The following is a 23,001-nucleotide window of genomic DNA, read 5'->3' on the forward strand; positions in this document are numbered from 1 at the left end:
TTTTGATAAGGATTAAAATATTAGCATTTAACCATAATTAGCTCAAACGTGTTCTCCCCACAATAAAGTTGTGGGGAGAAAGTAAGGTTAAATATACTTAGCAATTAAACTGTGTTTATTTTTTTGCTTCCATGCTAAATAATAATTGGCAAGAACGGCTGTTAGGCCAATTACGACTGCAATAAATATCAGTGTTGCAACATAGCTCATACCGTATCCAGTTGGTAAACCCACCAGTGTTTCGCCATAAGTCAAATCAGAAAAACTAAAGCCTAAAACAGGGATAAGTAACCAACTTATTGCATGCAGTAAATACAAGTGGGCTAAGTACGAGAACATACTGGTTTTACCCAATACTTGTAAAAACTTTGGCGAAAAATCACTTTTTAGCTTGCTCAATAGTTTAAGCATAATTAGGCCTATACCAACGGTTAACAACATAAACTGCAGGGAAAGTGGGTATTTGGTCGGGTTTAAGAATGACATTATAGTGAGTAAATAAGAGTCACTAATCGTAAATATTGATGCGTCACCATAAAGATTAAAGCCACGCAAAAGCGTATATAAAACTAGGCAGCTTACACCCAAAATTAAGCCATAATCCATAACTCGGTTACTGTATTGCTTGGCTTTATAAAAAACACCTGCACAATAGGCTAACGCCATTAACCCAACAATAGGTGCTACGGGGTAGGTGGTTCTAATTTTAAAGTTAAAAGGAAGTTCGAGTACATTTTTTTGATGTAAAACAGACCATATCGTATTTGCGATTGTATTTGGCTCAAAGTTGACGGCATCAAATAAGTTGTGGCCAAATACTAAAATTAAGCCCATGGCAAAAATCGCATACAGACCGATTAAACGTAAAAGCCCCAGAATAATAAATCCCCAACCTATAGCCCAAATAACCTGAGCGTATAACATTGGAAACAGTGGATTAAAGCTCCAAGACCACGACACAATAGTAAATTCAAATAATATAAGGACTAGTCCACGTATAATTAAACTTTTTGAAAAAGCTTGCGTGGAAGTGTATTTATGCTCGGTTATTGCAGCTGAAAGGCCCGCTAAAAATACAAATAATGGCGCACAAAAGTGCGATATAAAACGAGTGAAAAAAGTAAGCGCATCTGTTCCTGGTATGCTCATGGGATCGGTCACTGAATAATTTAGACAATAATACATGCCGTGATCAATCACCATAAATATAATAATAAGACCTCTGAGTAAGTCTATATGGTGTAAACGATTTTGAGATAAAGGTAATGACATAAATATGCTTTGGTATGGATGAAAAAACGAGTTTAATTATATGTTATATTATATCATTTTGCGAGAGTGATAATAAAATACTTTAGTATAAATTATGTTGTAAACAATTTTCACTTACTAACAGATTTTTACAGTTTTACTTTTTTAATGGAGTTACTCTATTAACTAAATAGTTAAAGTTGAAGCTACTAAAGGGTTAAACATGAAAAAAATATTTTTTTTATCACTATTGCTGATGCTTAATGGCTGTACATTTTTTGGCGTTATGTTGGATGGACAAGCAGCCTCAAATGCACAAGAAAATCAGCGGATGAAAAATCCAGCTCGGTCTACTCCTTATGAAAATCCATTTGAGCCAGTTCCCGTTGATAAGGACGGGTTTTCTTTTGCTGAGCTAGGTTTCAAAATAGACTCTGCAGTATTTAGTTTAGTAAAAGGAGATGACGGTGTGATTAGAAAATGCAGGCAGGTCACAAAAAATCTTAAAGAATGTGTAGAAGTAGATAAATCTACTCTACACAGTAATGAATCTAAGCAGTTAAAAACTGATGATGAAATAATAAGTGTTGGTCTATAAAACTACTAATGAAATAGTAACTATGGTCGTAACCAGCTTGCATTTCGAGTGTTAACGGATAGCCTTTCTGTGTAGCTACAGTTACTAACTTTTGTGGCTTAAGTTGCTCATCTAAAAAGTTATCTGCATCACCTTGGCTAACCAACATAGGTAAATAATCAGCTTGTTTGGCTTGTTGCATTAATTCGCAGCTATCATATTCTGCCCAGACTGATTTATCAGTACCTAAGTAGCCAGTAAAGGCTTTAGCACCCCAAGGACAATCTATCGGGTTTACAATTGGGCTAAATGCTGTAGCGCTGGTATAAGCTTTAGGATTTTTAAGGGCAATTATTAATGCGCCGTGGCCACCCATAGAATGCCCAGAAATTGCTTTTTTAGTTGTTACTGGAAAATGTTGCTCTATTAATGCAGGTAGTTCCTTCACCACATAATCGTACATATTAAAATGAGTATTGTAAGGTGCCTGCGTTGCATTGACGTAAAACCCTGCACCTTGGGCAAAATCGTAGCTATCTTCGTTAGGAACGTTTTCACCACGCGGACTGGTATCAGGTGCGACAATAGCGATGCCTAGCTCTGCCGCTTTTTTAAACGCGCCTGCTTTTTGCATAAAGTTTTCATCGGTACAGGTTAATCCTGATAACCAATAAAGTACTGGTACTTTATTTTTTTCACTGGCGCCTGGTGGTAAAAATACCGCAAAACGCATGCTGCAATGGGTGCTTGAGGAAGTATGGCTATACTGCTTATGCCAGCCACCAGCCACTTTTGCTGTTGAGATATTTTCTAACATAACAATCCTTAAAAGCCGTTACTTAATAGCAACGGCTGGTAATGGTGATTAAAAGAAATTAGTAATGAATAACAGTACGAATACTCTTACCTTCGTGCATTAAATCAAAGGCATCGTTAATTTCTTCAAGGCTCATGGTATGGGTAATAAAATCATTAAGAGCGAATTCACCCGCCATGTAACGCTCTACAATTTCAGGAAGTTGCGAACGACCTTTAACGCCTCCAAATGCGCTACCACGCCATACACGTCCAGTAACAAGTTGGAACGGGCGAGTTGAAATTTCTTGGCCAGCACCAGCTACACCAATAATTACAGATTCTCCCCAGCCTTTATGACAACACTCAAGGGCAGAGCGCATTACATCAACGTTACCAATACATTCAAATGAGTAGTCAACACCGCCGTCGGTCATCTCTACAATCACTTCTTGAATTGGCTTGTCGAAGTCTTTTGGATTAATTAAGTCGGTTGCACCGAGTTTAGTCGCAAGATCAAACTTAGAGGTGTTAATATCAATACCAATAATACGGCTTGCACCAGCCATTTTTGCGCCAATAATGGCCGACAAACCAATGCCACCTAGACCAAAAATTGCCACCGTATCGCCCGCTGTTACTTTTGCCGTATTTGTTACAGCGCCCATACCGGTAGTGACACCACAGCCCAATAAGCAAATTTCTTCTAAAGAGGCTTCTTTATTTACTTTAGCTAGCGAGATTTCAGGAAGTACTGTGTATTCAGAAAAGGTCGACGTCCCCATATAGTGATAAATTGGTTGGCCGTCTTTGAAAAATCGCGTTGTGCCATCTGGCATTAAGCCTTTGCCTTGTGTTTCGCGTACAGCAGAGCACAAGTTGGTTTTACCTGAAGTACACATTTTGCATTCACCACATTCTGCGGTGTATAGAGGAATAACGTGATCGCCAACTTCTACACTTGTAACGCCTTCGCCCACAGCGTAAACCACCCCGGCACCTTCATGGCCTAAAATAGCGGGGAAAATGCCTTCTGGATCTTCACCTGATAAAGTAAAAGCATCTGTATGGCATACACCTGTGGCAGTAATTTTTACCATCACTTCGCCTTTTTTAGGCATCATCACGTCAACTTCTTCAACGCTTAAAGGCTGATTAGGGCCCCAGGCAATCGCTGCTTTTGATTTTATAAATTCAGACATGTGTATATCCTTTGTAGTGGTTTGAATATCAATTGTAGACCCAAACTGTTTGGGTGATGTGCCTATTGTATTTATTTCTATAACAATGATAATCTCTAAATTAATAAAACACTTTTACAGTTTGGTAATAATAATGCGTTGGGAAGGAATTGATGAGTTTATTGCTGTTGGCGAAGAGGGAAGTTTCACTCAAGCTGCACAGACGTTGGGTCTATCGGTTGCCCATATTAGCCGCCATGTTACTAAGCTTGAGCAACGGTTAAATACCCAACTTTTAACGCGTACGACCCGAAAGGTGGTATTAACCAAAGAAGGTGAGCAGTTTTTACACCAAGTAAAACATTTACAACACGCTATGGATGAAGCCACTCAGGGGCTCGCGTCTGTGCAAACATCCCCTAAAGGTAAAATTAAATTAACCGCACCGGTTATGTATGGTGAAAGTTTTATTATGCCGATAGTGCATTCGTTTATGCATGATCACCCCGAGGTAGAAGTAATCGCAACGCTCTCTAACGAGCAAGAAAACTTGCTGGAGGGCGGCTTTGATTTAGCCATTCGATTAGGCCATTTAAAAGATTCGAGTTTAAAAGCGCGACGCTTGAGCTCTCGGCGATTTATTATGTGTGCTGCACCAAGCTATTTAGCGCGTTTTGGCGAACCCCATACGTTAGGTGAACTTAACCAGCATCAATGCTTAATTGGTAACAGCAGTTATTGGCGAGTAAATGAAAACGGTCGTGACAAACATATTAAAGTAGCAGGGAGGTTGCATTGCAATAGCGGTTGGGCACTGGTTGACGGCGCTAAAAAAGGGTTGGGTATTGTTCAGTTGCCGGATTACTACATAGAGAATGAGATAAAAAAAGGGCAGTTAGTACCAATATTAACAGCTTATCAACCTCAGCAAGAGGGTGTGTGGGGGCTCTATCCTCCTCGGCAATTTGTTGCTACTAATGTACGGGTATTACTTGATTATCTAGTAACAGGATTAAAAGTTTAGCTTGGCTTAGTGATTTGCTTATAATATAGCCAAGTATAAGATTTATAAATTATTTCTTACATTTATGGTGATATTCAATTGCGCTGAGTTCGTGCTACTATAAAGCCACACTTTTAGCATTAATGTTTTAATTAATATGTTTCAACCTGTTAGCCTGTTTATCGGACTTAGATATAGTCGCTCTTCCAAAGGCAATGCGTTTATTTCGTTTATTTCTTTTTTTTCTATTGCAGGTATAGCGATTGGTTTAATGGCGCTCTTTACAGTAAGTAGTGTCATGAACGGTTTTGAAAGCAGCCTGAAAACGAATATGCTCGGACTCATTCCACACGTTGAAGTGCAGGCAAAACAACACTCTAAAGCGCAAATGAATACTCTTAAAGCCGATCTTGAGCAATCACCGTATGTTGATCATGTTAGTTTATACCGCCATGGTGAAGCTATACTACAAACAAATAAAGACCTGCATGGTGTGCTGCTGCAAGGGCTCTATGATAATGATGGCTCGCTTTATAAAATCACTGACAAAGTAGTGCAGGGGAATTGGCAAAGTGTATTAAATAATAATTATCACATTGCTATTAGCCGTTATCTAAGCCGTAAACTCGGCGTTAGCTTGGGCGATAAACTGCGCGTTATTATGCCCAATGCGTCAACTTATACACCCCTTGGTCGTGTTCCTAGCCAGCGTTTATTCAAAATTGCTGCTATTTACGAAACTGGTTCAGAAATTGACATGGGATTGGCATTTACCAGTGGTGTGTCATTGCAACGAGTATTAAAGCAAAGTAGCTCTACACCCCCTAATTTAAGTGTGTCACTGCATGAGCCATTTGCACTTGATGAATTTATTCAAGACAGCCAACTTATTCTGAAGAATTTTAAATACACCGATTGGCGTAGTAGCCAAGGCACTTTATTTGCCGCTGTGGCGATGGAGAAACGCATTATGTCTATGTTATTGGGCTTAATCGTGCTGGTGGCGGTGTTCAATATTGTGTCGGCGCTCACCATGATGGTGAGTGAAAAACAAAGCGAAGTTGCGATACTGCAAACACTAGGGCTAACGCCAAGCCAAGTACAAACGGTATTTATGGTTCAAGGTTTGTATAACGGTGTGATTGGTACGGCAGTAGGTGCCTCTTTAGGTATTTTATTTAGCTTATATATTAATGAACTGCTGGCGTTGGTTGGCTTAAATTTATTATCGGGGATTTCACTGCCGGTCAAATTTGATGCGCTTAGCTTAAGTGTGATTGCGCTTTTAAGCTTAGCAATGAGCTTTTTAGCGACTTTATATCCTGCGCGCCAGGCCGCTAAAGTAAACCCAGCCGAGGTATTACGTTATGAATGATTTAGTAATTAGTTGTGAACAAATAAGTAAAGTGTACCAAGACGGGCAAAACCAAGTTGAGGTATTAAAAGGGGTTGATTTAGCCCTAACCCAAGGTGAAATGCTAGCTATTGTAGGCAGCTCAGGTTCAGGTAAAAGTACCTTATTACATATTTTGGGTACCTTAGATACCGCCAGTTCTGGCAGTGCAAAAATCAAAAACCAAGATGTGGCTAAACTTTCTCGCAGCCAACAAGCCGCATTTAGAAATCAAAACTTAGGGTTTATTTATCAATTTCATCATTTATTAATGGAATTTAGTGCGGTTGAAAATGTTGCTATGCCACTGTTAATAAAAGGCTTGAGTGCCAAAGAAGCAAATGTAAAAGCACTCGATATGCTTGATAAAGTTGGGCTTGCGCACAGAAGTAGCCATAAACCGTCGGCACTTTCTGGTGGCGAACGCCAACGTGTTGCCATAGCGCGTGCTTTAGTGACTGAGCCTGCACTGGTTCTTGCAGATGAGCCAACGGGTAATTTAGATAAGCAAAACGCGATTAAAATTTACGATTTAATTAATCAGCTAAATAAAAGTTTAAACACCAGTTTTGTGGTGGTGACTCATGATTTAGAACTTGCCGACAAGCTGGGTAAAATAGCGTATTTAGATGATGGTAAATTATCAATAAAAGAGTCAAACCATGTTGCTTAGTGCCTTTATAAGTAAACGTTTCAGAGCCTATTCAGGCCATAAAGATGAAAAAAACGCGTTTGTTAGTTTTATTGCTAAGGCATCTACTATTGGTATTTTACTTGGTGTTGCCGTTTTAATTGTGGCGTTATCGGTGATCAATGGTTTTGAACAACAATTGGTTCATCGTTTATTAAGTGTAGTGCCACAAGTTGAATATGTAGCACCAAGTAGGCCGATTGCTGATTGGCCCAACAAAGTCGAAAAATTAAAACAGCAACCACAAGTAACAGGAGCAGCCCCATTTATAGCAGTAAATGGTATGGCGCAATTTAAAAGCCAATTAAAAGCAGTTGAAATACGTGGTGTTGAGCCTTCGCTAGAGAGTGACGTATCAGCGGTTAACCAATTTACACAAGGTAAATTAGTCAGTCAGCTAGCACTTGAGGATGTTATTTTAGGCAAGCAAATTGTCACTCAACTTAATATATCAATAGGCGACAATGTCACTTTATTGATCCCCCAAATTAGTGAAAAAGGGCAATCATTACTTGCGCCAAAACGGGTCACATTGACACTCGCAGGCGTTATAGAAATGGGCGGGCCTATTGATAGCAGTGCCGCGTTTATTCACCTTAGCAAAGCACAACAAACCTTAGGCTACGATCAAAGCCAAGTAACCGGCTTACGTTTACGAGTTGATGATGTGTTTGCAGCGCACCAAATAGCGCTGAGAGTAGGGCAAACAGTCACTGATTATGTGTATATATCGAGTTGGTTTAGAACCCAAGGCAGCTTGTATCAAGACATTCAAATGGTGCGTACAATTGTTTATATTGTGGTGTTTTTGATTATTGCAGTCGCCAGTTTTAACATTGTTTCGTCTTTAGTGATGGAAGTGCGCGAAAAAGAAGGCAATATTGCCATTTTAAAAACCATGGGTGCCAAAGACAGTACTATATTGGCTACTTTTGTAATGCAAGGCTTAACTCAAGCATTTGTTGGCGTAGTTTTAGGCTCTATTATTGGAGTCATTCTAGCAATCAATATTAGTGAGCTCTTTACTTGGCTGAGTTTATTGCTGGGTGAAAATCCGCTAGAAGGTGTGTATTTTATCGAATTCTTACCGAGTAAATTAGTTTGGCAAGATATAGTGTTAACTGTTATTGCCACCTTTGTGCTTGCAATATTGGCGACGCTGTATCCAGCATGGCAAGCAACACGTGTTGATCCGGCAAAAGTATTGGGTAATTAAACACAGTATTTAATAGGGCGCTACGTGTAACTCTGATAAACTGCGCCGCTATTAAACAGCTTTTGTTTGCTGAGCACTTATTTTACCTGGGATTTACTTTGACAAATAACGATATTTTACGCCGTATTCGCTACACCTTTGATTTAACCGATTCAGCAATGGTTGACGTGTTCGCCGCTGCAGAGCAGAGCGTCAGCACAGAGCAGGTGATTGCATGGTTAACTAAAGAGGGCGAGCAGGGTTACACCCCAATAAGTGACACTGAATTTGCGGTATTTTTAAATGGCTTTATAAATACTAAGCGCGGTAAACGTGACGGTGAGCAGCCAATCCCAGAGACTAAATTAAACAATAATATTATTTTTATGAAATTACGTATTGCTTTAAATATGAAAGCAGAAGACGTGATTGCCACACTATCCTTAGTTGATTTTGATTTAAGTAAGCATGAACTTAGTGCATTTTCACGTAAAGTTGAAAACAAACATTACCGTGTGTGTAACGATCAAGTTTTACGTTTATTTTTAACCGGTGTGCAGCGTACTTTTCGCCCAGATGGCGAAAAAGCTTAATGCATTTTATGGAGGTTGGTTAACAACCTCCATTTAAACCTCTTAAACGAACTCACTAAAACCTACGTTATTATCAGTCTTACCCCTTCTACAACTTCAGTCTCATAAAGCATTTTATATTGTTGCGCTCGTAAAAACGTAGAGTCGTATTTTGTTTTACTATTTTTTTAATACTTTTAACGTGTTATTCATTAAAACTGGCGTCTTTAGCATACAAATTCTTTATTAATGGGTTTTTATACAAAAGAAACAACAATTTAATTCAACATCAAACACGTGCATCCCGTTTATTTATGATGTTAAAGTGTAAAAATAATGATCGCATAATCAATTTCTCCACTAACAATAACGTTGATCATTTTTCCTGTTTCGAATTAAAAAATACCCACATGGAAGAATAAATATGAATTATATACACAGAACAATTGCGCAATTAAAGCAGACGAGTCCTGCGCAATGTGAGTTTTATCAGGCAGTAGAAGAAGTGCTAGACTCGCTAGAGCCTGTATTTGCGCAAACCAGTCATTACCAACAACAAGCAATTATTCAAAGAATGGTAGAGCCAGAGCGTCAGTTAATGTTTCGCGTGCCTTGGGTTGATGACGAGGGCAATATTCAAGTTAATAAAGGCTACCGTATCGAATTTAATTCGGCGCTTGGCCCTTACAAAGGCGGCTTACGTTTTCATCCAAGTGTAAATGCCAGCATCATAAAATTTTTAGGCTTTGAACAAATTTTTAAAAATGCACTGACTGGTTTGCCTATAGGCGGCGGCAAAGGAGGCGCTAATTTTGATCCTAAAGGACGCTCTGATGGCGAGATAATGCGTTTTTGCCAATCGTTTATGACCGAGTTATATCGTCATATTGGTCCTACAACCGATGTACCTGCAGGGGATATTGGCGTAGGGGCGAGAGAAATTGGTTATATGTTTGGCCAATACAAACGCTTAACAGGGCGCTATGAAGGCGTACTAACCGGTAAAAGTTTACTTTGGGGTGGATCGCTTGCTCGCAAAGAAGCAACGGGTTATGGCGCAGTGTATTTTGCTAACTATATGCTTGAAGATCGTGATGACAGCTTATCAGGAAAACGCTGTTTAATTTCAGGCTCAGGCAATGTGGCAATTTATGCCATGGAAAAATTATATCAACTAGGGGCTACGCCTATTGCCTGTAGTGACTCAAAAGGCGCTTTGTACGATGAGAGTGGCATTGACTTAAAACTTATTAAGCAATTAAAAGAGCACTCACGAGGATGCTTAAGTGACTACCTAGATACTCATCCTCATGCCAAGTATACGCCTCGCGATGAGTACCCTCAGGATGGTCATGCTGTATGGCGTTACAGTGCGGATGCGGCTTTTCCTTGTGCTACACAAAATGAATTAACCCAAGCGGATGCAAAAGCACTACTTGAAAATGGCTGTACTTTAGTCAGTGAAGGAGCAAATATGCCTTCAACCAAAGAAGCGATTGATTGCTTTATTGAAGCAAAAATTGCTTATGGACCTGGCAAAGCAGCAAATGCAGGTGGGGTGGCAACGAGCCAATTAGAAATGGCACAAAATGCCAGTATGCAAAGCTGGACATTTGAGCAAGTAGATGAAAAGTTAAAGCAAATAATGAAAGATATTTTCACTACAGCTAACGATACCGCAAAAGAATTTAATCAACCCGGTAACTTGTTACTTGGTGCAAATATTGCTGGATTTAGACGTGTAGCAGATGCAATGATTGAACAGGGCGTTGTATAGCGACGCCTCGGCTATTTATTAGTGAACCCAATAATTTTTATCTATATCTTGAGTAGGCATTGTTCAGGATATAGCAAAAGTAATGTATAATATTATTTAATAAGGTAAATTTAACTCGCTAATTAATAACAATAAACTATAGTGTGGATAAGGATAAGTGAGCTTATTAAGGAGAGTGCCGGTGCGTCTTATTCCCGCAATTTTTTATTTTTCAAGTGCAACAGAGCACAACTTCCAAAATCAACTCAATAAAAGCTCAATGCGTCTTGCTGATGCATCACTCTATCTAGTAACACTGTTTTTATTGTCTTTTATTTTTATGTCTTGGCTTAATCAACAAGAGCCTGCCAATTCAACCATAACAATTTTGCGCGTAACTATGGTGTTGTTATCGATAGTCCTCATTATTGTAAATAGAACATTAAGTTCAGAGTACTTGCATTCGCGCTTTTTCAGTTATGCGGTTTTATTTTGTTTTTTATTTAGTTATTTCTTTTGGGAATATGTGCAACGCTATAGTGAATTAAAAGAGGGTGGACCTATGCTTGTCGCTGCTGCATTTATAGCCATACCGATGCTGCACTTAGGACATAAACTGGTTTTATGGTCAATAATTGGCATTGCCCTGATATTTATTGAGCTTTTTTCTTCTACTTCGATTGCGTGGACACTTTATTTTTATTTCAGCATAGTTATTGTACTGGCCATAGTGCAATATCAACTAGATACCCTATTAAGAAAGCAATATAAAGCGGAATTATTTGAAACTGAAAAAGCCAATACCGATCAATTAACAGGTATGCATAATCGGCATAGTTTTGATAAACGCTGTAAAGCATTAATTAACAAGTTAGCGCCATCACAATATTTAGGGTTAGCCATGATTGATGTCGACTATTTTAAAAATTATAACGATAACTACGGCCACTTAGAGGGAGATAACGTATTAATAGCAGTCGCAAACCGACTAAAACATTGTGACGCTGATATTGTGGTGCGTTTTGGTGGTGAAGAATTTATATTGGTAAAAACATTACAGGCGAATGAGTTAGATTGGTTGAGTGACTTACCTAAACGCTTTGCAAACGATCCGATTGCGCATCAGTATTCACCCTTTAACCGTATTACTGTCTCTGCTGGTATTGCAATTGATAAATACACTACATATAGACCTTCAATTAAATCATTGTTGGCAACAGCTGATGTAGGGGTTTATAAAGCTAAAAATGCAGGACGAAATATAAGTATTACTGACTTTGTTGTTCCTAAACAACCTGAAATTGAGTAAGACAATGCAAAGCACTAAGCTGATAGTGCTTTGCATTTAACCAGCTTATGAAAATGCAGATTCGGCGAGCTCTTCTTGCATTTGTTCGCGCATTTTAAATTTTTGCAATTTTCCGGTTACCGTCATCGGGTAATGTTCAACAAAGCGAATATATTTAGGCTGTTTAAAGTAGGCGAGTTTGTCTTTTAAAAATAATCGAATTGCTTGCTCATCAAGCACTTCACCTTCTTTAGGCTGGATCCAGGCACAGACTTCTTCGCCAAACTTTTCATCGGTAATACCAAAAATTGCCGCATCTTGTATCCCTGGGTAGGTGTATAAAACTTCCTCAATCTCGCGGGGATATATATTTTCTCCGCCGCGAATAATCATGTCTTTAATTCTGCCAACAATACTGACAAAGCCTTCACTGTCCATTACCCCTAAATCGCCAGAATGTAGCCAACCTTGATTATCGATAGTAGCTTTGGTTTTTTCTTCATCGTTCCAATAGCAACGCATAATACCAGCTCCACGGCTACAGACTTCACCTGGTTGGCCTATTTTTTGAACTTCACCCACCTCATCAATAATCTTTACTTCAGTGTGCGCAAGCGCTCGTCCTACAGTGGTGACTTGACGCTCAATTGATGAGTCGGTTTCAGTGATATTGTTGATTGGGCTACACTCTGTTTGTCCATAGGCTATAACGACTTGGTTCATATTCATTAGTGTTTGTACTTTACGCATAACTTGTTCGGGGCAGGTTGAGCCTGCCATAACGCCGGTTCGTAATGTAGTTAAATCATAATCACTAAAGTTATTAAGCTCTAATTCGCTTATAAACATGGTAGGCACGCCATGAAGAGCGGTGCATTTTTCTTGTTGTACCACCTCTAATGTGGTTTTTGGATCGAAAGAATCACTTGGATAAATAGCTGCAGCGCCTTTACTTACGCACAATAAGCTGCCTAAAACCATGCCAAAGCAATGATAAAGCGGTACAGGGATACACAGCTTATCATGTTCAGTAAAATGCATTGCTTGGGCAACAAGCAGTGCATTATTAAGAATGTTTTTATGCGTTAGCGTAGCCCCTTTAGGGTTTCCTGTGGTGCCAGAGGTAAACTGAATATTAATGTCTTGATTACAGTTTAGGGTTTTAGCCACCGCTTGAAGTTCTAACTGGTGGGCATCTGAGGGCATGGCGAGTACTTCATTAAACGAAAACATACCATTTACTGGCTCATCACCTATACAAATTACATTTTTTAATGAAGGGAGTTTAGCGGCTTTTAATTCCCCTTTTTGGCAACTATTTAGCTCTGGGGCTAAACTTTGTAGCATATTAACGTAGTGACTGCCCTTAAATGAGGTAGCAGTAATAAGCGTGGAACATTCAACACTATTAAGCGCATATTGCAGTTCACTGGGGCGGTAAGCTGGGTTAATACACACCATGATTGCGCCGATTTTGGCCGTGGCAAATTGAGTTAAGCACCATTGTATATTGTTGGGTGACCAAATACCGACCCTGTCACCTGATTTAACCCCTAATGCCAACAACCCCATAGCAAGCTGATCAATCTGCTGCTGAAACTCCTTATAGTTTAAGCGAATATTTTGGTGAGCAACAACAACTGCCAATGCCTCTGGGTTATTGTCGACAATTGAATCAAGGTATTCTCCAATAGTTTGCTCTATTAGCGGTGTGCTTTGAATCCCCTTAAAATAACTATTTGATAGCGGTATAGTGTTTATTTGTTCTACTTCTTTATGCACTGTTTGTGTCGCTTTCATGACATTCTCCATGTTTTTATCTATCCAAGGCTTGTTGATTAAATAAACATGAATTGTCGACAAAGGGAAGAGGGTTAGACTAATGTCTTACACTTTTATTTGAAAATTTAGACATAAAAAAACGCGTAATATTGAGCTATTACGCGTTTTTACAAGGATGCAATTGGTATTACATTTCGTCGCTGCGGTAGGTTTTTTTCATGATATAAACGTAAGCATTAACGAATGCATTTTCTTGATATTTTTTAAGACCAGTGTCTTCGAACGCGATAGGGATTGGGTTGCGTTTTACTTGCTCTTTTATTTCAGTAGTTGAAAACACGCGAACATCGAGGTTGTCGATTAATTGAATAGCCGTTTCCATTTTGAACCCTTTAGCGCTACCTGCAAATTTACCTTTAGGCTGGCGTTCGCGAATGGCAACAGAATCAATTTGGTAATCTTGCATCAGCTTTGCAAAATCAAATTGAAATTTACGCATTATTTCAGTGTCGTTACCGTTACCTAAGGTAAAGCGTGTTTGGCGCACGTCACGAATATCAAAAACGTCGTTATCTTTACTTAAAATACAAAGTAGTACATCGCTACCGGTAATTTCTACACCACATGTTCTCATTGTTAATCTCTACTATAACTTAATTACCGGTTATTATACGCAACACGCATTAAAATGCGAGTTTAAGCACTTTGTGTGCTGCTTTAATATAGTGCTTTACGTTAATTTGATGCGGCGTGACTGAAGAAAAGTTATTAATTGCACATTTATGTTAAAAATGCGTGGTTTTTAGTAGCTTAAAACTTGTAATTAACGCTGCAGCACGCGACAATATCTTTTTTGTAGTTGAGCAGACTCAGCATCTACATTAGCCTTTGACGGCGAAAAATAGTCAATGCTTATTCGTAAAAGCGTTGTCGAGTCATTCTCATTTAATTAATTAAAAAATACACGTGATACATTGTAGGTGTCACCACTGTATGTAAGGATTTATAATGCCAGTTATTACTCTCCCTGACGGTAGTCAGCGTAGTTTTGAAAACCCTGTAAGCACGCTTGATGTTGCAAACGATATCGGCCCTGGTCTTGCTAAAGCAACCATTGCTGGTCGTGTGAATGGCGAACGCGTGGATGCATGTGATTTAATTTCAGCCGACTCTCGTCTTGAAATTATTACAGCAAAAGATGACGATGGTTTAGAAATTATTCGCCATTCTTGTGCCCACCTAATTGGTCATGCAGTTAAGCAACTTTTCCCAGACGCTAAAATGGCGATTGGTCCTACTATCGATAACGGTTTTTACTATGATATTGATATGGAACATTCGTTATCTCAAGATGATCTTGATGCTATTGAAAAGCGTATGTTACAGCTTGCAAAAACAAACTACGATGTAGTGAAAAAAACCGTTAGCTGGCAAGAAGCACGCGATACGTTTGCGGCGCGTGGCGAAACATACAAAATAGAAATTCTTGACGAAAATATTGCTCAAGATGATCGCCCAGGTTTATACCACCACGAAGAATACGTAGATATGTGTCGTGGACCACATGTTCCTAACATGAAATTCTGTCAAAACTTCAAAATTATGAAGGTAGCAGGTGCATACTGGCGTGGTGATTCTGAAAATAAAATGCTGCAGCGTATTTACGGCACAGCGTGGGGCGATAAAAAGCAACTTAAAGCGTACTTAAAGCGTTTAGAAGAAGCTGAAAAACGTGATCACCGTCGTATTGGTAAAGCACTTGATTTATGGCACTGGCAAGAAGAAGCGCCAGGCATGGTATTTTGGCACAACGATGGTTGGAGCATTTACCGTGAATTAGAAGAATTTGTGCGTGAAAAATTACGTGAGTACCAATACGAAGAAGTAAAAGGTCCAATGATGATGGACCGTTCGTTATGGGAAAAATCAGGTCACTGGGAAAAATATTCAGAAGCCATGTTTACCACGGAGTCTGAAAAGCGTGAATACGCAATCAAGCCAATGAACTGTCCAGGTCACGTACAAATATTTAACCAAGGTTTAAAATCATACCGTGATTTACCATTGCGTATGGCTGAGTTTGGTTGTTGTCACCGTAACGAGCCATCAGGCGCACTTCACGGTTTAATGCGTGTGCGTGGCTTTACCCAAGATGATGCACATGTATTCTGTACTGAAGAGCAAATCATGGATGAAGTATCGGCCTGTATTAAAATGGTTTACGATACGTATGAAACATTCGGCTTTGAAAAAATTGTAGTTAAACTTTCAACTCGTCCAGAGCAACGTATTGGCGAAGATGAAATGTGGGACAAAGCTGAGCTTGCACTTGCTGATGCACTTAAGGCAAATGACATTGAATTTGATTACCTACCAGGTGAAGGGGCGTTTTATGGTCCTAAAATTGAATTTACTTTGTACGATTGCTTAGACAGAGCGTGGCAGTGTGGTACAGTGCAACTAGACTTTGCATTACCTGGTCGTTTAGGCGCAACATATGTGGCTGAAAATAACGAACGACGTACACCTGTTATGATACACCGCGCTATATTAGGGTCTATTGAGCGCTTCATCGGTATTTTAACAGAAGAGTATGCTGGTTTATTCCCAACGTGGCTTGCGCCTAAGCAAGTGGTGATTATGAATATCACCGATAAACAAGCACCGTATGTTCAGGAAATTGTACAAAAATTAAATAAACTTGGAATTAGAGCCGCTGCTGACTTGAGAAATGAGAAGATTGGCTTTAAAATCCGTGAGCATACACTTAAGCGTATTCCTTACTTATTGGTTGTTGGCGACAAAGAAGTTGAGCAACAAGAAGTAGCAGTACGAACTCGCACAGGTGAAGACCTAGGCAAATTTAATGTCGATGATTTTGTAGCTAAAATCAGTGAAGAAATCAAAAATCGACAGTAAAAATCGAGCGTGTAGGGCAAGCAAAAATAGCCAGCTACACGCTTATATTATTGATATTCTTGGAGGAACGTACTATTAGAGGCGGCAAGAAAGGGCAACAAACAGCTCAAAAAAATCGTATTAACGAAGAAATTACAGCGCAAGAAGTTCGTTTAATCGACATCGACGGCGAACAAGCTGGAATTCAGTCATTAAAAGACGCGCAAGCTATGGCTGATGCAGCGGGTGTTGATCTTGTAGAGATCAGTCCAAATGCTGAGCCGCCTGTTTGTAAGGTTATGGATTACGGTAAGTTCATCTTTGAAAAAAGCAAAGAACTAAAAGAGCAGAAGAAGAAGCAAAAGCAGATCCAGATTAAAGAAATCAAATTCCGTCCAGGTACGGATGAAGGTGATTATCAGGTTAAGCTACGCAACTTACGCAAGTTCTTAGAAGCTGGCGATAAAGCTAAGATAACTATCCGCTTCCGTGGTCGTGAAATGGCTCACCAAGAAATTGGTATCGAATTATTAAACCGTATTAAAACCGATTTAGAAGAATTAGCAGTTGTTGAATCTTTCCCAAATCGTGTTGAAGGCCGTCAAATGGTTATGATGATGGCGCCGGTTGCTAAAAAGTAATAATTAGGCGATAATACGCACCGAATTTAGCTCAGGTTTGCAAGTGATATGAAAATGTCCACCTGAGTTAACCGGTTTTAAAGTAAAATTGCGGTATTTATATCGGGTTTTCACCGGAACATAGCAGTAAGTTAGGCCTTTAAAGTGGAGCTATAGCAATATATCTCACGCCTTCTTACTAATTTTAAAGCAATACAATTGGAGTTATTGCAATGGCTTACAAGCTAAAAAGTCACAGAGGCGCAGCTAAGCGTTTCAAAAAGACTGCTTCTGGCGGTTTCAAGCGTAAACAAGCGCATCTTCGTCACATTCTGACTAAGAAAACTTCTAAGCGTAAGTTACACCTACGTCCTAAGATGATGGTTCATAAAAATGACCATGGTCTAGTTTCACGTATGTTACCATTCGCTTAATAGGGGTTTTTAGAAATGGCAAGAGTTAAACGCGGCGTTGTCGCACGTGCACGTCACAAAAAAGTTTTAAAACAAGCGAAAGGTTACTACGGAGCACGTTCACGTGTTTACCGCGTAGCTTTCCAGGCTGTTACTAAAGCGGGTCAATACGCTTACCGTGACCGCCGTGCTAAGAAACGTACTTTCCGTCAATTATGGATTGCACGTATCAATGCTGCTTCACGTCAAAATGGTCTGTCTTACAGCCGTTTTATCAATGGTCTTAAAAAGACATCTGTAGAAATCGATCGTAAGATCCTTGCAGATATCGCTGTTTACGACCAAGTTGCATTCGCAGCGCTTGTAGCAAAAGCAAAAGAAGGCCTAGCGGCAGCTTAAGTTTTTGTATAAGTATTGAAAAGGAGCCTATGGCTCCTTTTTTTGTGCCTGCTATTTACTGCTTTAGCTATGTCATACCTTTTAGTTCCGTGTATCCATTTAACTTAAATTAGCTAAACCAGAATTTTAGGCATGTTCATTGTTGCTCTTAAGGTTGATATTAATTATGTTTTTATCAGTACTTGAGCAAATAATCAAAGGGAACTGCAGTTGGCTGCATTTTTTTGTTGAACTACCGCAGTTTTGGCATCTAAAAAGCTTTAATTGCTATAATTTTTTTAATTAATGCGTTTGCTAGAGAAGTATATGTTTATAAGTTTATTGGTTTTATCTGCAAGTATGGCGAATAACAGTCATTTACCGCCATTATTACCATGGGAAGGTGCGAGCACATCGCTATTGCAACAACAGGGACCTTTAACCACAGACTTTGAAATTTCTGCAGGAGTCTCGTCTCCTAATTATGCTGATACCATGGCATTTGTTGATAGGTTGGTAGCGGCTAATCCCACTCAATTTAAATCAAAAACGATTGGCTATAGTAATAGTAAACGTGCAATAAAAATGTTGATTGCCAGCGAACAAGGCTTTTTTGATGCTGGGCAAATGGCTAACAGCACTAAACCAACTTTGCTTATTCAGGCTGGTATTCACGCCGGTGAGATTGATGGTAAAGATGCAATGTTTATGTTGCTTAGAGATATTGCCACGGGTAAACGTCGCGATATATTAAAAAAGGTAAACATTTTATTTATTCCCATTCTTAATGTTGATGGGCATGAACGCAGTAGCGCATTTAATCGAATTAATCAGCGTGGTCCGGTAAAAATGGGTTTTAGAACAAACGCCAATAACCTTAATTTAAATCGTGATTTCACTAAATTAGATACCCCCGAGGTTAAAAGCGTACTTGCAGTCATTAACGATTACAATCCGAATTTATATATAGACGTGCATGTGACTGATGGGGCCGATTACCAATACGATGTAACCTACGGCTATAACCCAGTATTTGCTAGCGAGTCGCCTGCTATTTCGGATGCACTCAACCGTTACTTTAAACCTGTTATTGACCAAACCTTAACTGATCAAGGACATATCCCTGGCCCTTTAGTGTTTGTTATGGATAAACAAGAATTTAAATCGGGTTTAGCAGGTTGGGTGGCGACGCCTCGTTTTTCTAATGGCTGGGGTGATTTAAGGTCATTGCCAACTATTTTAGTCGAAAACCATTCTTTAAAACCCTATAAGCAACGCGTGCTAGGGACTTATGTATTTATAGATGGTGCTATTGAAGCGTTAGCAACCCATAAAGATAAACTCGCCAATGCGGTAAAAAAAGAACAGCAATTTGTGCCTAAGCAATTAATTGTTAAACGTGGTTACGCTGAGCAAGCTGATCATATCAAATTTAAAGGCATTGCTTATTCTAAGAATATGAATGCTTTGTCAAATCAGCAGGAAGTAAGTTATTTAGGTAAAAAGCAAGATTATGACAAGCTGCCTATTTTTTGGCAAAAAGAAGTACAGCACACGGTTGAAGTCCCTAAATCGTTTTTTATCCCGCCAGTGTATACCGATATTATCGAAAAGCTTGCCTTACATGGGGTATCAATTAATAAACTCAGTGGCGCCAATACACAGCCGTTAAAAATGGCAAAAGTGGCGCAATATAGCTTTGATAAAGCACCATTTGAAGGGCGATTTAGAGTGTCGGCACGTTTTAACTATGAACCGGCCACGAATGTCGATTTAGATGGTTGGTTTGAGGTCAGTACCCAACAAAAAGCAGGCGAGTTAGCCGTGCATTTATTGCATCCAGAAGCACCTGACTCTTTTTTTGCATGGGGTGAATTTAATACAATTTTTCAGCGAACAGAGTATATGGAAAATTACGCATTGCTCCCATTTGCTGAGAAAATGCTCCGCGATGATCCGAAATTAGCAAAAGCATTTAATAAAAAACTAAAGCAAGATAAAGCATTTGCTACAGATCCTGAAGCGCGCTTAAATTGGCTCTATGAACATAGCCCGTTTTACGATCAAGCTTATTTAAAATACCCAATTTTAATGTCATATGAACAAGATATAGTTATTCAAGCGCAAAAAAATAAAGAAATATAAGATGAAAATAATCACAATTCCCGTTACGCAGTTTATGCAAAATTGCCGAATTATAGTATGCGAACAAACCCAGCAAGCTGTGGTGGTAGATCCCGGTGGTGATGTTGACAAAATTAATGCAACACTAACACAGCATAACTTGAGCTTGTCAGCCATCTGGTTAACCCATGGACACTTAGACCATGTGGGTGGAGCTCATAGTTTACGTGAGCAATACAATATAAAGATTATTGGCCCACATAAGGATGAGCGCTTTTGGTTTGATAACTTACCAATGCAAGCCACAATGTTTGGATTTAAACCTATCAGTGCTTTTTACCCAGATGAATGGCTAGCACATGGTGATACCGTACAAGTTGGTCAGCTTGCATTTAAAGTACTGCATTGCCCAGGGCACACCCCAGGACACGTTGTATTTTATCAAGATACGCAAAGCACCGTTATTGTGGGTGATGTTATATTTAAAGGCTCAGTCGGTCGTACTGATTTTCCAAAAGGAGACAGTAAGCAGCTTATTAGCTCAATACAGGCCCATATAATGACGTTGCCACTGAGTACCGCAATTTTAAGTGGCCATGGTGAAGATACCGATGTCGCCAATGAGAAGGCAACCAATCCGTTTGTAAGTGGTCAATTTGGTTGATGTGTTTAATTGTTAAAAATATGCAGACTGCTTTTTAAAAAGGCTGTATAATTTAACCAATTTATTAGATAAATAAGAAATAAAATGTCTCTAAATCACGTAGATCGCCAAATATTGGCACTTTTACAACAAGATGCAAGTTTATCAACCGCTGAAATTGCAGATAAAGTAGGCCTATCTCAGTCTCCTTGTTGGCGTCGTATTGCTAAATTAGAACAAGATGGCTACATCAAAAGTAAAGTCGCATTGCTTGATGAAAAAAAGCTGGGCTTTGATATGTTGGTTTACGCCCATGTACGTTTATCAAACCATGGTAAAAAGAATCTAGCCGAGTTTGAAAAACTGATACTTAGCTATGATGAAGTGACTGAATGTTACACTATGGCGGGTACTATGGACTTTATGTTGCGTATTATTTCTCAAGGCATAGAAGGTTATGAGCACTTTGTACGCGATAACCTACTTAGCTTAGAGTACGTCCAAGAGGTTCATTCTAACGTGACCATGACCTGTGTAAAACGTAGTACAGCCTTACCACTGTAAAATAAAAATAAGCCGATGATAAACAAATCGGCTGCATTAACTATAATTGTGAAATGAGCGCTAATTTGATAGAATTCAGCGCTTTTTTTGTCAGCTAAATAAAACTGAGGAACTCAATGTTTAACTTACTCAGTAGGGCGCCAAGCTCTGCTAAAAACGATATTCTCTCTGGATTGACCGTGGCACTTGCCTTGATCCCAGAAGCTGTTGCATTTGCCTTTGTTGCAAATGTAGAACCCCTTGTTGGTTTATATGCCGCATTTATTGTTGGCTTAATTACGGCTATTTTTGGTGGTCGTCCAGGTATGATTTCGGGTGCAACCGGTGCGCTTGCGGTTGTAATGGTAAGTTTAGTACTGGATCACGGAGTGGAATATCTATTTGCCACTGTGTTGCTGATGGGGCTATTACAAATATTGGCTGGGGTATTTAAGCTCGGTAAGTTTATACGTATGGTTCCACATCCGGTGATGCTCGGTTTTGTAAATGGCTTAGCGATAGTTATATTTTTAGCACAGCTCGGGCAGTTTAAAGTACCTGATGGTGCTGGCGGTCAAGAATGGATGACGGGCAGTGCAATGTACATTATGCTCGGTTTAGTGGCGCTAACTATGGCTATTATTCACTTTTTGCCAAAATTAACGACCGCAGTCCCTTCGTCACTGGTTGCCATTGTGACGGTAACTGGCTTAGTTATTGGCCTTGACTTAGAAGCGCGTACAGTACTTGATTTCTTAAAAGGTATGACAGGTAATGAAGCTGCAACGATTGCCGGTGGTTTACCGCAGTTTCATATTCCTATGGTGCCTTTTAATTTAGAAACACTACAAATTATCTTCCCATATGCGCTTATTCTTGCAGCAATTGGCTTAATTGAATCGCTGTTAACGCTAAGCTTGATTGACGAAATTACAGAAACACGTGGCCATTCTAACAAAGAATGTATTGGCCAAGGTGCGGCAAACGTTACATGTGGTTTCTTTGGTGCAATGGGTGGCTGTGCCATGATTGGCCAATCTATGATTAACATTAATTCAGGTGGCCGTTCGCGTTTATCTGGTATTAGTGCTGCGCTGATGTTACTTGCGTTTATTATCTTTGCCTCAAGCTTAATTGAAATGATCCCACTAGCGGCATTAGTTGGGGTTATGTTTATGGTGGTACTGGGTACATTTGAATGGGCAAGTTTTAAAATGATGAAACGCGTGCCTTTATCTGACGCATTTGTAATTGTTTTAGTATCGGGTGTGACGGTTATCACTGACTTAGCCATTGCAGTGTGTGTGGGTGTTATTGTGTCTGCATTAGTATTTGCTTGGCAGCATGCTAAACATATTTACACAACGAACTATATTGATAAAGAAGGTTCAAAAGTGTACGAGTTACACGGGCCTTTATTCTTTGGCTCAGTTAAAAACTTTGCTGATTTATTTGATGTAAAGAACGACCCTAAAGACGTTATTGTTGAGTTTAAATACAGCCGTGTTGCGGATCACAGTGCAATAGAAGCAATTGATAGCCTAGCTGATAAGTACAATAAAGCGGGTAAAAAGTTGCATTTACGTCACTTAAGCAAAGACTGTACTGAACTACTTCATAAAGCACGTGATTTAGTGGAAGTAAACGTAATTGAAGATCCGACTTATAAAGTTGCTTCAGACAAACTTGCTTAATAAATAAAAAGTAAACATTGAGAAGCGAAAGGTACATACCTTTCGCTTTTTTTATGCATATAGCTCAATTGAATCGCTTAACCGAATAGCATCAGCCAACGTTATCGTTTGCGATAGGGCTATTAAAAAGTAAGACAGTTGGTAGTGCTATACACGTTGATAAATCGATATAATAATAACAAATTTATAAGGTAATAATTAATT

General features: G+C 39.3%; 21 protein-coding genes. 16 read left to right on the plus strand and 5 right to left on the minus strand.

The window, feature by feature from the left end:
* Positions 1–87: 87 nt before the first annotated feature.
* On the minus strand, positions 88–1,272 hold the full coding sequence (locus CWB77_RS01985) for an acetyltransferase domain-containing protein (protein WP_138621095.1): 1,185 nt from the start codon (positions 1,270–1,272) through the stop codon (positions 88–90).
* A gap of 202 nt (positions 1,273–1,474) precedes the next feature.
* On the opposite strand from CWB77_RS01985, the gene CWB77_RS01990 reads away from it, so the two are divergent.
* Positions 1,475–1,849, plus strand: a complete 375-nt coding sequence (locus tag CWB77_RS01990) for a hypothetical protein (RefSeq protein ID WP_138621097.1) — start codon at positions 1,475–1,477, stop codon at positions 1,847–1,849.
* Here the strand turns inward: CWB77_RS01990 and fghA are convergent.
* Positions 1,803–2,645 carry an S-formylglutathione hydrolase gene (fghA, locus tag CWB77_RS01995; protein WP_138621099.1) on the minus strand — a complete coding sequence of 281 codons (843 nt, stop codon included), beginning with the start codon at positions 2,643–2,645 and terminating at the stop codon, positions 1,803–1,805. The two genes, CWB77_RS01990 and fghA, sit on opposite strands and share 47 nt — an antisense overlap.
* A 58-nt stretch (positions 2,646–2,703) precedes the next feature.
* The gene (locus CWB77_RS02000; protein ID WP_109874696.1) at positions 2,704–3,825 is read right to left on the minus strand and encodes an S-(hydroxymethyl)glutathione dehydrogenase/class III alcohol dehydrogenase; all 1,122 of its coding nucleotides are present in this window, start codon (positions 3,823–3,825) and stop codon (positions 2,704–2,706) included.
* A gap of 130 nt (positions 3,826–3,955) precedes the next feature.
* Between CWB77_RS02000 and CWB77_RS02005 the strand changes: the two genes are divergently transcribed.
* The 7 genes from CWB77_RS02005 (at position 3,956) to CWB77_RS02035 (ending at position 11,723) form a co-directional block, all read left to right on the plus strand.
* Entirely contained in the window at positions 3,956–4,828 is an 873-nt protein-coding gene (locus CWB77_RS02005; protein ID WP_171043244.1) for a LysR family transcriptional regulator, read from the plus strand.
* A gap of 136 nt (positions 4,829–4,964) precedes the next feature.
* Positions 4,965–6,182 carry a lipoprotein-releasing ABC transporter permease subunit gene (locus CWB77_RS02010; protein WP_138569599.1) on the plus strand — a complete coding sequence of 406 codons (1,218 nt, stop codon included), beginning with the start codon at positions 4,965–4,967 and terminating at the stop codon, positions 6,180–6,182.
* Positions 6,175–6,873: a lipoprotein-releasing ABC transporter ATP-binding protein LolD gene (gene lolD / locus CWB77_RS02015; protein WP_010389881.1), complete on the plus strand. Its 699-nt coding sequence runs from the start codon at positions 6,175–6,177 to the stop codon at positions 6,871–6,873. The genes CWB77_RS02010 and lolD overlap by 8 nt, the downstream gene beginning before the upstream one ends.
* Entirely contained in the window at positions 6,863–8,107 is a 1,245-nt protein-coding gene (locus CWB77_RS02020; RefSeq protein ID WP_138621103.1) for a lipoprotein-releasing ABC transporter permease subunit, read from the plus strand. Before lolD ends, CWB77_RS02020 begins: the two co-directional genes overlap by 11 nt.
* A gap of 98 nt (positions 8,108–8,205) precedes the next feature.
* Positions 8,206–8,679 carry a YehS family protein gene (locus tag CWB77_RS02025; protein WP_138621105.1) on the plus strand — a complete coding sequence of 158 codons (474 nt, stop codon included), beginning with the start codon at positions 8,206–8,208 and terminating at the stop codon, positions 8,677–8,679.
* Between the two features lie 403 nt (positions 8,680–9,082).
* A complete protein-coding gene (gene gdhA / locus CWB77_RS02030; protein ID WP_138621107.1) occupies positions 9,083–10,435 on the plus strand; it encodes an NADP-specific glutamate dehydrogenase in 1,353 nt (450 codons plus the stop codon).
* Between the two features lie 181 nt (positions 10,436–10,616).
* The gene (locus tag CWB77_RS02035; protein WP_138621109.1) at positions 10,617–11,723 is read left to right on the plus strand and encodes a GGDEF domain-containing protein; all 1,107 of its coding nucleotides are present in this window, start codon (positions 10,617–10,619) and stop codon (positions 11,721–11,723) included.
* Between the two features lie 45 nt (positions 11,724–11,768).
* Here the strand turns inward: CWB77_RS02035 and CWB77_RS02040 are convergent, their stop codons facing one another.
* Together CWB77_RS02040 and CWB77_RS02045 are read right to left on the minus strand one after the other, a co-directional pair.
* Positions 11,769–13,502 (minus strand): AMP-binding protein, encoded by a 1,734-nt coding sequence (locus CWB77_RS02040; RefSeq protein WP_138621111.1) that lies wholly within the window; start codon positions 13,500–13,502, stop codon positions 11,769–11,771.
* A gap of 169 nt (positions 13,503–13,671) precedes the next feature.
* On the minus strand, positions 13,672–14,118 hold the full coding sequence (locus tag CWB77_RS02045; protein WP_010389888.1) for a DUF3010 family protein: 447 nt from the start codon (positions 14,116–14,118) through the stop codon (positions 13,672–13,674).
* 374 nt (positions 14,119–14,492) lie between these two features.
* On the opposite strand from CWB77_RS02045, the gene thrS reads away from it, so the two are divergent.
* The 8 genes from thrS to CWB77_RS02085 all read left to right on the plus strand — a co-directional run bounded on the left by thrS (position 14,493) and on the right by CWB77_RS02085 (position 22,797).
* Positions 14,493–16,403: a threonine--tRNA ligase gene (gene thrS, locus CWB77_RS02050; protein ID WP_008466944.1), complete on the plus strand. Its 1,911-nt coding sequence runs from the start codon at positions 14,493–14,495 to the stop codon at positions 16,401–16,403.
* 59 nt (positions 16,404–16,462) lie between these two features.
* Positions 16,463–17,023, plus strand: a complete 561-nt coding sequence (infC, locus tag CWB77_RS02055) for a translation initiation factor IF-3 (protein ID WP_008466946.1) — start codon at positions 16,463–16,465, stop codon at positions 17,021–17,023.
* Positions 17,024–17,235: 212 nt separating this feature from the next.
* Positions 17,236–17,436 carry a 50S ribosomal protein L35 gene (gene rpmI / locus CWB77_RS02060; RefSeq protein WP_004587840.1) on the plus strand — a complete coding sequence of 67 codons (201 nt, stop codon included), beginning with the start codon at positions 17,236–17,238 and terminating at the stop codon, positions 17,434–17,436.
* Between the two features lie 15 nt (positions 17,437–17,451).
* Entirely contained in the window at positions 17,452–17,814 is a 363-nt protein-coding gene (gene rplT, locus CWB77_RS02065; RefSeq protein WP_008110477.1) for a 50S ribosomal protein L20, read from the plus strand.
* 306 nt (positions 17,815–18,120) lie between these two features.
* The gene (locus tag CWB77_RS02070) at positions 18,121–19,938 is read left to right on the plus strand and encodes a M14 family metallopeptidase (protein WP_138621113.1); all 1,818 of its coding nucleotides are present in this window, start codon (positions 18,121–18,123) and stop codon (positions 19,936–19,938) included.
* A 1-nt stretch (position 19,939) separates the two neighbouring features.
* Positions 19,940–20,581, plus strand: coding sequence for an MBL fold metallo-hydrolase (locus CWB77_RS02075; protein WP_138621115.1), 642 nt, complete (start codon positions 19,940–19,942; stop codon positions 20,579–20,581).
* 84 nt (positions 20,582–20,665) lie between these two features.
* Entirely contained in the window at positions 20,666–21,124 is a 459-nt protein-coding gene (locus tag CWB77_RS02080) for an Lrp/AsnC family transcriptional regulator (protein ID WP_008110469.1), read from the plus strand.
* Positions 21,125–21,240: 116 nt separating this feature from the next.
* A complete protein-coding gene (locus CWB77_RS02085) occupies positions 21,241–22,797 on the plus strand; it encodes a SulP family inorganic anion transporter (RefSeq protein ID WP_010389896.1) in 1,557 nt (518 codons plus the stop codon).
* Positions 22,798–23,001 lie beyond the last annotated feature (204 nt).

It is taken from the genome of Pseudoalteromonas sp. S1610 (genome assembly GCF_005887465.1).
Taxonomy (GTDB): domain Bacteria; phylum Pseudomonadota; class Gammaproteobacteria; order Enterobacterales; family Alteromonadaceae; genus Pseudoalteromonas; species Pseudoalteromonas undina.

What these genes read in the sequence shown, in the direction of transcription:
- CWB77_RS01985 (WP_138621095.1), bottom strand. Translation starts at nt 1,272, where the DNA reads ATGTCATTACCTTTATCTCAAAATCGTTTACACCATATAGACTTACTC.
- CWB77_RS01990 (WP_138621097.1), top strand. Translation starts at nt 1,475, where the DNA reads ATGAAAAAAATATTTTTTTTATCACTATTGCTGATGCTTAATGGCTGT.
- fghA (WP_138621099.1), bottom strand. Translation starts at nt 2,645, where the DNA reads ATGTTAGAAAATATCTCAACAGCAAAAGTGGCTGGTGGCTGGCATAAG.
- CWB77_RS02000 (WP_109874696.1), bottom strand. Translation starts at nt 3,825, where the DNA reads ATGTCTGAATTTATAAAATCAAAAGCAGCGATTGCCTGGGGCCCTAAT.
- CWB77_RS02010 (WP_138569599.1), top strand. Translation starts at nt 4,965, where the DNA reads ATGTTTCAACCTGTTAGCCTGTTTATCGGACTTAGATATAGTCGCTCT.
- lolD (WP_010389881.1), top strand. Translation starts at nt 6,175, where the DNA reads ATGAATGATTTAGTAATTAGTTGTGAACAAATAAGTAAAGTGTACCAA.
- CWB77_RS02020 (WP_138621103.1), top strand. Translation starts at nt 6,863, where the DNA reads ATGTTGCTTAGTGCCTTTATAAGTAAACGTTTCAGAGCCTATTCAGGC.
- gdhA (WP_138621107.1), top strand. Translation starts at nt 9,083, where the DNA reads ATGAATTATATACACAGAACAATTGCGCAATTAAAGCAGACGAGTCCT.
- CWB77_RS02040 (WP_138621111.1), bottom strand. Translation starts at nt 13,502, where the DNA reads ATGAAAGCGACACAAACAGTGCATAAAGAAGTAGAACAAATAAACACT.
- CWB77_RS02045 (WP_010389888.1), bottom strand. Translation starts at nt 14,118, where the DNA reads ATGAGAACATGTGGTGTAGAAATTACCGGTAGCGATGTACTACTTTGT.
- thrS (WP_008466944.1), top strand. Translation starts at nt 14,493, where the DNA reads ATGCCAGTTATTACTCTCCCTGACGGTAGTCAGCGTAGTTTTGAAAAC.
- rpmI (WP_004587840.1), top strand. Translation starts at nt 17,236, where the DNA reads ATGGCTTACAAGCTAAAAAGTCACAGAGGCGCAGCTAAGCGTTTCAAA.
- rplT (WP_008110477.1), top strand. Translation starts at nt 17,452, where the DNA reads ATGGCAAGAGTTAAACGCGGCGTTGTCGCACGTGCACGTCACAAAAAA.
- CWB77_RS02070 (WP_138621113.1), top strand. Translation starts at nt 18,121, where the DNA reads ATGTTTATAAGTTTATTGGTTTTATCTGCAAGTATGGCGAATAACAGT.
- CWB77_RS02075 (WP_138621115.1), top strand. Translation starts at nt 19,940, where the DNA reads ATGAAAATAATCACAATTCCCGTTACGCAGTTTATGCAAAATTGCCGA.
- CWB77_RS02080 (WP_008110469.1), top strand. Translation starts at nt 20,666, where the DNA reads ATGTCTCTAAATCACGTAGATCGCCAAATATTGGCACTTTTACAACAA.
- CWB77_RS02085 (WP_010389896.1), top strand. Translation starts at nt 21,241, where the DNA reads ATGTTTAACTTACTCAGTAGGGCGCCAAGCTCTGCTAAAAACGATATT.